The following is a 9,102-nucleotide window of genomic DNA, read 5'->3' as shown; positions in this document are numbered from 1 at the left end:
GTTTCTTAATGCTTCGATAGCCTTATGATGCAATTCTGAAACTTCGATTTCTTGAACGATTTCCATATCATTTCCTCGAAAAGGCCTAACGCCCTGCAAACAAGGGACAACGCGATGCCACTTAACTTGAATATTGTGCCATAAACACAGAGCTGAAATTGCGAGTGAAGCCGCCAAGCGTTAGGAGTTTTTGTTAAGCAATTTGTTATGTTTTATTCTTTTCAACCAATGGAATTACTGTTAGATACAACATTAAGCCAACTACAAACAACAGGACTAAAAAGATTGGCATAAAGAAATCCAACTCATATATAAATGGACTGAAGAAATATACTGGAAATATGCCAGTTAACATAAGGCAAATTCCAAAGCAAATCGAGACCCCTTGGTCAAAGTCCAAGTAACACCCGCATTGATGACATTTCTTGTTTGTCATATTGTTAATTAGTAATAACGTAAGTGCTTTTTGTGGTTCATTACACTTGGGGCATTTAGACAATTTCAATTTAGTGAATCTCCTTTAAACCTCACATTATTAACAACAGGCAGTCTCGTTTTTCTCTCTGCCTGATTTACCATTACCCTATCACAAGCAACTGAAAATTATTGTAAATATGTCAAAACATACGCTACATCAATATATACAAACAAGCGAGCGTGTTATCACTTTTTAACCATACGCGTTATCTTGGCAAGAATTTCGCTAATCCTATGGCTAACAATAACTTATAAAACCCTTCAGCTGCTAAACGAGACTTGGCAGTCGGACAAACAAGCCATTTCTCATACTCAAACCGAGTCCACCCCCAATGAACGGTATAGATGAACAGGGAATCTAATTGGGACAGGCACCTTAACAAATGCTACCCAACATAGAATACAAACCGCCAAGCGTTGGGAATCTACCTTAAACACCTCGTTAGCATTCGAGCTTAAACCTGGATACTTTTTATGGAGCAAAGTATCGAGCACACTCTGAAGCAGATAACCCAGGGCAAGTTACCGCCTTCGCATCGAGCGCCTTACGAGTTTTCTTTTTGTGGAGTTCCTGAATAACTAGGTACCCCCAATAACCTCTTCGTGCAGTAACTATTATTTCTTCCCCAATTGAAAAATAATGAGATGCTATGTCATTGGAATCATATTTAAGTTCTCTTTCACCGTCGTTGAGACACAGATACTTTATTCTCCCACCTTTGACTGAGCGCTCACCTTTACAAGTAACCGTGTAGTCGATTTTTACTACATCACCATCCACATACCTTTCATTTGAAATTGATATCCCAATTCTTATTAAGATAAACAGTGGAATAACCAGAATTGGTAACAAACGAATTGCAGAGTTGGGACTCTTTCCATACTTTCCATGTTCTACTAATATGTTTTCGGCGCGTTTAACTTTTCTAATTTTATATATGTATAAAATCGTAGTTAAAGATACTGCCAAGAAAGCTGAAACATAAGTCAAGGCACCATTATCGAGAGCATTATGATATACCGAAACCCTTGCCTTTAACACAATAAACAATACAAAAATCAATGGAGCTATCAATGATACAATCTGAATACTTCCTCCTAAAATGCCAAAGCTCTATTAAGGTGCGAGCAACGCAATACCGAAGCTGCCGTAAATCGCCTTAAACACTAAAACCAACGCATAATAAAAGTGCCAAGCGTTGCGAATCACTCTAAGACATTTTGTTATGTGTCACCGACGATACCAGACTTTTTCTGGCTTCTGACCTAATTGCCAATCAATGTAGTTTTGTGGTGGCCGATCTATATCTATGACATGCTCTACACCAAAAGGAATTTCCACACCAAACCCAAGATATACACTTTCCTCATTTGGATCGATGCAGCAAGGTTGGAAATCGAGTATACCGATAAACTTATCGCCAACGACTTCAGATATGATTAAGTACCCCCGGTCAGATTCAATGTGAATTTCACCAACTTCATCTTCACATTCAATTTCCAAGATGACTTTAGCTGCATCTCCAACTTTCAGCGCTTTCCTGTCATTTAACGAAGGAATCCAAAAAGTGTCCGGATTATCTCTATGACTTATTTCGCCATTCCTAAGTTGCCAGAAATCATCTTTAAAATTAGCTAATTCCATAATTACTCATGTGATTCATAACGCTCTGGCACAATATACCACAAAACGAAAACAAGCCACGGTAAAGACAGAGTAAAAGCAGTTTGTTATGTTTGTTCTTGCTTCTATTGCTTGATTGACTCATATACTAAGTTAAGTAGCGTTTGGTCTTTAATGTTTCTGGTATGATTGTATTGAGATTTTTTGGCAATTGCTTTACCTAAACTCTCTATGAATGCAGCACCATGAGTACAACAACTAGCTTTTTCGGTAGTGTTTAACTGAACAACCGCTGAAAAGCTAGCAAACCGTTACTACAATGAACATCTATGTAGCATTCGTCCTCGCGTTTCAGCAGAAACCACGCCAAAAGACCAATGTGTTAAATTTTAAACTCTAGCTTCTGCTTTTGAGGAACAGATTCAACATGATTTAAAGGTCCATATTTCCATTTTGATAACGCTTGAACAGCAGCCTCATCAAAAACGCCTTCTGGATTTGATTCTACCACTGTAATATCAGTTACATGCCCTTGCTTATTGACGTTAAAAGTCATAACTACAAAACCTGATAATTGACTTTCAACTGCTAATTTAGGGTACTTGGGAAATACACGCTCTATAGGGATGAGTTCTTGATATGTGGGAGGGTCAGTATTTTCCTCAGGGCCAGCACACCCGACCAGTAATAACACTAAGAAAATTTCTATAAATCTCATACTTACCCTTTTACACATAACATTTTCAATAACAAGCAGTCTCGTTTTTCTGACTGATCGACTTTCGATTATTTTATCAAATCTAATTAGGACAGACACCTTAACAATCCGTGCCTAGTGACCGAAATGACAAAGCGAAGTAGATAACTTTGTTGTTCGAAGAGCATTGGCTGCTCGCGCAGCCAATAGGATGTTATTGCCTATTGACAGGCAGAAGGCTCATATGTGTTATGTTGATATTACGCTGCTATCCAACTTACCACAGCTACCACATACAACTTTTCCTTTCCTAATACTACTTGAGCAATTTGGGCAAGAACGCTCTGGTAGCCTAGGGTCATAGTACGTATCAAGCTTCTGAAACTCATTATCATCCTGTCTTGATTTACTATCCGTCTTGCTTTTCGATACAGCAAATATAACTAACAAGACGAAGGCTATACCAGCCAAGATCAATAAAACAAACACCGCGAGTGGTAAGATACCTGACATCGCAAGAAACTCTATAATCCCCTGATTCTTATCCATATAACCTCTCTACCAATAGGGTTCGATAGCAACATAACGAATGACATGGATCCCCCTACCGAGGATCTGCCACACTTATGTGGCACTTAAATGCATCGGAGGCACCATATCTGGCTATTCTTATTTCTGCGGTATGGACTTAGCTAAAAACCACTTCAGTCTTCATGCCGTAGACCAAAATGGTAAGGTCATACTTCATAAGTCGGTAACTCGCTCTAAACTACTGACTACAATAGCAAATATACCACTCATGCGTATAGGCGTTGAAGCGTGTGGTGGTCCACATTATTGGGCAGAGCACCCAATAAACTGGGGCATGACGCCTGTATCATGGCCGTTAAATACGTAATTCCTTATCGAACTAAGGGGAAGAACGACCTTAATGATGCTGTTGCTATCTGCGAAGCTGTTCAGCGTCCATCTAATCGCTTAGTGCCCATAAAATCCACCGAGCAACAAGCCATCCTATCGGTACATAGAATGAGAGAACATTGGGTTCGTGAGCACAGCGCACTTATGAATCGCATGCGTGCCCTGCTTTCTGAGTTCGGGATAATTATTCCGGTAGGCCGATCTTCATTGATGGTCTAATTGGGACAGACACCTTAACAATATTTGCTGGTTTGAGTTCGCAATATTCGCCACGCGAGAGCCATATTGTTTCACCGGACGAAGATTCATGCAGGTCCACGATAATAGGCGACTGACAAGAAGCATTTAAACAGCTTTGTAGTGATGCCAACTCTTACCTTTCTTAATGTGACTGTCCCATTTATTAATGCTCAATGAGATTTTATAACCAACAGCACGATTATTAATGCGGGCTCGTTCTGCATGCGTATATTCTCTACGTTTATATCATTGATTCTGCTGACAACGATCATGATTTGTATCTATCTCTAAAACTTGCCGTAAGTATCCCCAAATTTACCCGAGGTTAGTCCGCGAAAACAACCGGAGAATCATTCACTCTCATTAGATAAACGAAAAACACTATCTATAGAATAGCAAGGGGCATAACATGGCGGGAGAAAAAATAGCAACAGCAGAAGCTGAGTTGTTTGAAAAGCTTGAGTGGCAAAGTTTAAATATCAACATTCAGAAAAATTATCACCAGCGAGCCATTATAACGGCTCTAAATCAAAATATTCCCGAGATATTCGAGGCATTTACGACGCACAACATCCTCAAATTACGTGCTGACTTCTCAAAACACATAAGTGAATGTGTTGTCGACTGTGTTGACGGCTCCCTCGCACAAATTCAACTTACCGATGCGACCAAGACGGCAAAATTCGGTTGGTTTGTTGCTGAAACCTTACTAAAAGTTGCATTGAATATGGCAACACAAGCCGCTGGTGGCATTATCATAGATGGTTTGCATGATGCGTTGGATACCCATGGGGCCTCACCCTTTGAAAGCAACAAACAAAATGTCAAAGTAAAAACATCAGATGGCCAAACAATCAATGTTATCGCACGAAGAGAGGCTGGTTACGGTCAGGCACTAAAAGAAATCAATCCCGAAATTTTTGGAAGGCAGTTAGCCAGCGATTTTACTGAGTTGGCGTTGAGTAAAGGGTATGATGTCGTCGAGCAAGGCGTAACAAAGAAAATTGTTGGATGGGTCCAAGTTTCAAGGAATGGATGCAGAGTCACGGCTGGAAATTACGCCACTCTACTCGAAAGAGTATTGATGCCACTAGAAATTTTAAATCTCAGGTTAGACCTAGTTCAACGGCTCCTGAATGCCGTTGTCGCGGATGAGATCGAGGAGTACTTTAAGAACAATAGTACATCTCTGAATTCTCTTCCCTCGCAGGAAAGAGTTCAACAAGTCGTTGAGAGGTGTCGAGCGCGTATCCACCTATTGGGCATCCATGGTTACCTTACCCACCTAGCTAACCTCTCAGGCACTTACATTCCAAAACTATCAAAGGCATGGTTTCTAAAATCTGTTATCGCAGAAACCTTAACGCAAAATCGAACCAGCGTACTTAACAACAATCAGAACCTATCAACAGATCTCTGGAAGTTTTTGGTTACAAAAAAGCTCGTTGCGGTTCGTAAAAACATTCCGGATAGAGCTGTCGATAGCGTCTTTTCCGATTTCAATCACACCAGAACGTTTAACGAAAAAATGAGTAGTACTTATGAAAGTGCTAAGAAAAAAGACAAAACAAAAATATACTACGAAAAAGCCATTGCCACTTCTAGGCTCAGCGTAACCAACAAAGAGAAATTTGGAGAGTGCAGTACGTTAGCTACATTTCTTGCCTGTGAATACTTTCTTGACCACAAAGCCAGTGAGCAAAAGAAAATTATACGAGACACACAAAATGATTCGTCCTATCGAAATTACTGCTTATTTCTACCCGAATATGAAAAAGTGCAAAATGAAGTCTCTCGGTTAACTAAAAATTACGATCTTAATTTAAGCGTCGTTATATCAACAGACTTACTCCCCAAATAGAACCAACAGATTAGCAGCATTTTTGCCAATTACAGAGCACCTTGCGAAATCAAGGTGCCATTATATCCCTTCCCGAAAATGAATCTAATTGGGACAGACACCTTAACAGTCACATGGCAATCATCTCGCTATCCAATGAAAACCTGCATTTAAGGCTACATATGGAACGGCTTGTTGAAGCTGGGAAACCTAAAAAATGGCTATCATTGCACGGTTGCGAAAGATGGTAGTAATACTAAATTCGATGCTAAGGGATGGTGCTATGTGGGATATCAGTAGCGCCAAAAATTAACTATTGACGCCATAGTCTCTTGTTATGCTCACGGCTCAAAAGTCATGACCAACTCATTTTCAACACTATTAAGATGCGTAAAACCCGATTTTTCATAGGATTTAATCGCTGCTACATTGTCTGAAAACACTGTCAGCTTCAAGTTACTTTCAGGACGAAGATTTAAAATTGATTTGGCTTCATTTAGCAACGTTTGACCTACACCATGTCCCCTATACTCCGAAAAAACAAACATTTGGATGATTTCCAATGAGTTCTCGCCACCAGGAGTTAAACCACATAAGCCAATGAGCTTGTCGTCTGTAAATGCTCCGATCATTACACTTTCTTGGGAGTTATTTTCGATTAAACCCTCAAAATACAATTTAGGCATTTTAGACTGGGCTTCATATCCAGAACCAAAGCACTCGGGGTGTAATCTTAGACTTTCTAGCCTTACCTCTCGATATTTGAGACTATCTTCATTTCTTAATACTTTACAACGGACGTCCATATTTTCCTCTTGTGAGCATAACGCTAATTAGACGGCAAGCAACCGCTTTTCACTCTCACATCATGCCGTCTTTCACTTACCAACTCAATTACAAATCAATGTATTATCAGCCACATTAGAAACGTTAGACTGTTGATATTTTGGTAGTTTCTCAAATCTATTTGGGACAGACACCTTAACTGCTAAAATGGTCGAGCGTTGGCTGTCCAATTGAACGCTTGGTTATGTCACTTTGAGTCCAACGCCTTAACACTTACAATTACATGTTGCCCAAAAAAATTTCTTTGAATTTTCAACAGTAAGGGAGAACCGGTACTTTGTGACAACCAAAGCTTTTCAGAGGTGCGGCTACGTATGACGCCATAGAGCTCATGCTTGATATCCAAAACATGAGTAATACCTCCTTTTCCACGGCTCTGACGCTTTTGTTCAACATAGCCAATGATCTCAAAAGGTTCGCCAACAACACCATAGAGTGCAGTTACTCCAGCCAAAATGACACCGCTTGCGGCATAAGTAAAAGGAACTTGTCTACGTAAGAAAGGACGGTGCTCTTCTCCTTCAAGAAAAACTTTTGACGGGCTCTTCCGTTTATATACAATTAAACCGATCAACAGACATACCAAGCTAACCAAAGCAATAAACTCGAAACCATTAAACACATTATCGTCTACAGAAAATGCTACCCATATAGCTATTCCATATAGAGAAATTTGTATATAAGTTTTACTAACCATCGCGATTACAGTTTCTCCGAAGTGACATAGCATCCTTAACAACAGGCCGTCTCGTTTTTCTCTCTGCCTTACTTGCCATTAGCCTATCATAAGCAACTAAAAATTAATGACAATGCGTCAAAACATACATCATGAATCCAATTGGGACAGACACCTTAACTATCCGAAACGCTTGTTCTAATTTTTATTCTCGACTTGAAATACTGCCAACTGGTACTTGTTTAGATGAGCGCGCTCTCTCATGAAATTCGCTGGAATCAATGAGCTCCATGTCTAAGCATTGCTCTCCCTCCGTAAATGAAGGAGATAGTAGAAAGTAAATCTCATCTGGAGATTCTTCAGTAATTCGATAAAGACGAGTTTTCCACGATGAACTCCACCCTCCGTAACATGAAGCGCCAACATCTCCAGATTTAGATGGCAAACTAAATTCAATATAATCACCGGTAAGCAACCCACCGATGACCTTCCGGTTGTATACAGGCCAATAGTGGATCGCTGAAGCCATAACATTTTTATTTCGAATTATGCCGACCTTTATATCCCCTTCCGATAACTGAAGATGCTCTGTTATTTTCAATTGAGGTATATCTTTAGAAACTGGCGCACTTGAGCAACCAGCAATTAACAGGATTCCAAATATGGAAAAAATAGAACGTATCAAAGTGTGTTTCCTAATTAAAAATTATAAAATCCTTAACAACAGGCCTTCTCGTTTTTCTCTCTGCCTGACTTGCCATTAACCTATCATAAGTAACTGAAACTTAGTATAAATGCGTAATATATACATTTTATCAATATATAAAGGCGTGCGTGGGGGTTATCTTAGTAAGAAGAATAAAAATTCTATTACTAACAATAATTTAGAGCAGCACCCTACCCCACAGCTCGGTGATTCTGTGCCTGCTCGTTGATAGCCAATTAACGCGAGGTGAGAGCTTGCTCTGCCTTAAGCGTTTTAACGATGCCATCTCGCTGACTATCGGATAGCGGAAACCAACGGTTCTTCTGGATCTGCGGCTCAGACAGCACCTCAAGCAGTGCATCTGGGCTCAGTTTGGCCTTCCCATGCGCCACTAGTTCAATCGGTTGTGCGCACAAAGACTGTAAACGACAAATACATTGGTCAACATCTTGGGTAAAACACAAGTTATACGCATTTTGGTTCTGCATCTTGATTAAACAAAGATCGGGAGTGCCACTAGATGGGGAGCAGTGCTCGGTAAAGCGATTGAGTTGTGCTTGTCTAATAATCGCTTCGAGCCAGCTGTATTTGGACGTTTGTTTAGGGTCGGGCCCATTGAGTAGCGTCGATAAATCACGCATATGGGAGCGAATCGATTCAGGCTCGGTGTGAATGCGATAGCAAATAGAGTTGAGAACCTTCAGAACGTGATCGTCTGTGAGCTTTGGCATGATAACCTCCAACAGGAAAACATTTCCATCACCACACAGAGACCCCATAACAAAGGGTGGTGAACTGAACAAGGTTCGTACTACCGCACACATGGAAACGGCCAGCCTAAGCTGCCTCGCCCAGCCCACCGTAATACCGAATCGAAATGCGCATTTATTGATGCGATTTAGATTTCTACAGATGTGCCTAGGCCGCACATGATGGAGGCTAAGGTTCAGCCGGCATCTATGCGCCATGTGTAAGGTGCGGGGTACGAAGCCCGGCACTGGATTTTGCCAGTGCTTTTGCAGGATATCGCTGGGGTTCAGAAGAGTCAACGGTTTCAGCGCGCAGGCCGATTAAG

Annotated in this window: 8 protein-coding genes and 3 pseudogenes; 3 read left to right on the top strand and 8 right to left on the bottom strand. The window is 40.6% G+C overall.

The window, feature by feature from the left end:
• The 4 genes and pseudogenes from OH455_RS23370 to OH455_RS17005 form a co-directional block, all read right to left on the bottom strand.
• Positions 1–66, bottom strand: a pseudogene (locus tag OH455_RS23370) (GNAT family N-acetyltransferase); the annotation flags it as partial.
• Between the two features lie 883 nt (positions 67–949).
• Complete coding sequence (locus OH455_RS17020) at positions 950–1,552, bottom strand: hypothetical protein (RefSeq protein ID WP_269982196.1); 603 nt, start codon at positions 1,550–1,552, stop codon at positions 950–952.
• Between the two features lie 156 nt (positions 1,553–1,708).
• On the bottom strand, positions 1,709–2,122 hold the full coding sequence (locus OH455_RS17010; protein WP_269982194.1) for a hypothetical protein: 414 nt from the start codon (positions 2,120–2,122) through the stop codon (positions 1,709–1,711).
• A 361-nt stretch (positions 2,123–2,483) separates the two neighbouring features.
• Complete coding sequence (locus OH455_RS17005; protein ID WP_269982193.1) at positions 2,484–2,819, bottom strand: energy transducer TonB; 336 nt, start codon at positions 2,817–2,819, stop codon at positions 2,484–2,486.
• 634 nt (positions 2,820–3,453) lie between these two features.
• On the opposite strand from OH455_RS17005, the pseudogene OH455_RS17000 reads away from it, so the two are divergent.
• From OH455_RS17000 to OH455_RS16990, 3 genes and pseudogenes are all read left to right on the top strand, one after another.
• Positions 3,454–3,932, top strand: a pseudogene (locus OH455_RS17000) (IS110 family transposase); the annotation flags it as partial.
• 436 nt (positions 3,933–4,368) lie between these two features.
• The gene (locus OH455_RS16995) at positions 4,369–5,820 is read left to right on the top strand and encodes a hypothetical protein (protein ID WP_269982192.1); all 1,452 of its coding nucleotides are present in this window, start codon (positions 4,369–4,371) and stop codon (positions 5,818–5,820) included.
• A gap of 164 nt (positions 5,821–5,984) precedes the next feature.
• A pseudogene (locus OH455_RS16990) lies at positions 5,985–6,112 on the top strand (IS110 family transposase); the annotation flags it as partial.
• Positions 6,113–6,140: 28 nt separating this feature from the next.
• Here the strand turns inward: OH455_RS16990 and OH455_RS16985 are convergent.
• The 4 genes from OH455_RS16985 to OH455_RS16970 form a co-directional block, all read right to left on the bottom strand.
• The gene (locus tag OH455_RS16985; RefSeq protein ID WP_269982191.1) at positions 6,141–6,605 is read right to left on the bottom strand and encodes a GNAT family N-acetyltransferase; all 465 of its coding nucleotides are present in this window, start codon (positions 6,603–6,605) and stop codon (positions 6,141–6,143) included.
• 227 nt (positions 6,606–6,832) lie between these two features.
• On the bottom strand, positions 6,833–7,342 hold the full coding sequence (locus tag OH455_RS16980) for a hypothetical protein (RefSeq protein ID WP_269982190.1): 510 nt from the start codon (positions 7,340–7,342) through the stop codon (positions 6,833–6,835).
• Positions 7,343–7,526: 184 nt separating this feature from the next.
• A complete protein-coding gene (locus OH455_RS16975) occupies positions 7,527–8,006 on the bottom strand; it encodes a hypothetical protein (RefSeq protein WP_269982189.1) in 480 nt (159 codons plus the stop codon).
• 257 nt (positions 8,007–8,263) lie between these two features.
• On the bottom strand, positions 8,264–8,758 hold the full coding sequence (locus tag OH455_RS16970) for a hypothetical protein (RefSeq protein ID WP_269982188.1): 495 nt from the start codon (positions 8,756–8,758) through the stop codon (positions 8,264–8,266).
• Positions 8,759–9,102: the final 344 nt, after the last annotated feature.

It is taken from the genome of Vibrio sp. T11.5 (genome assembly GCF_027587155.1).
Classification (GTDB): domain Bacteria; phylum Pseudomonadota; class Gammaproteobacteria; order Enterobacterales; family Vibrionaceae; genus Vibrio; species Vibrio neptunius.
The sequence above is the reverse complement of the archived record's forward strand: the minus strand, read 5'-3'. Positions and strand labels throughout refer to the sequence as shown.

Coding starts and splice junctions, on each gene's coding strand:
- OH455_RS17010 (WP_269982194.1), bottom strand. CDS start 2,122: ATGGAATTAGCTAATTTTAAAGATGATTTCTGGCAACTTAGGAATGGC.
- OH455_RS17005 (WP_269982193.1), bottom strand. CDS start 2,819: ATGAGATTTATAGAAATTTTCTTAGTGTTATTACTGGTCGGGTGTGCT.
- OH455_RS16995 (WP_269982192.1), top strand. CDS start 4,369: ATGGCGGGAGAAAAAATAGCAACAGCAGAAGCTGAGTTGTTTGAAAAG.
- OH455_RS16985 (WP_269982191.1), bottom strand. CDS start 6,605: ATGGACGTCCGTTGTAAAGTATTAAGAAATGAAGATAGTCTCAAATAT.
- OH455_RS16980 (WP_269982190.1), bottom strand. CDS start 7,342: ATGGTTAGTAAAACTTATATACAAATTTCTCTATATGGAATAGCTATA.
- OH455_RS16970 (WP_269982188.1), bottom strand. CDS start 8,758: ATGCCAAAGCTCACAGACGATCACGTTCTGAAGGTTCTCAACTCTATT.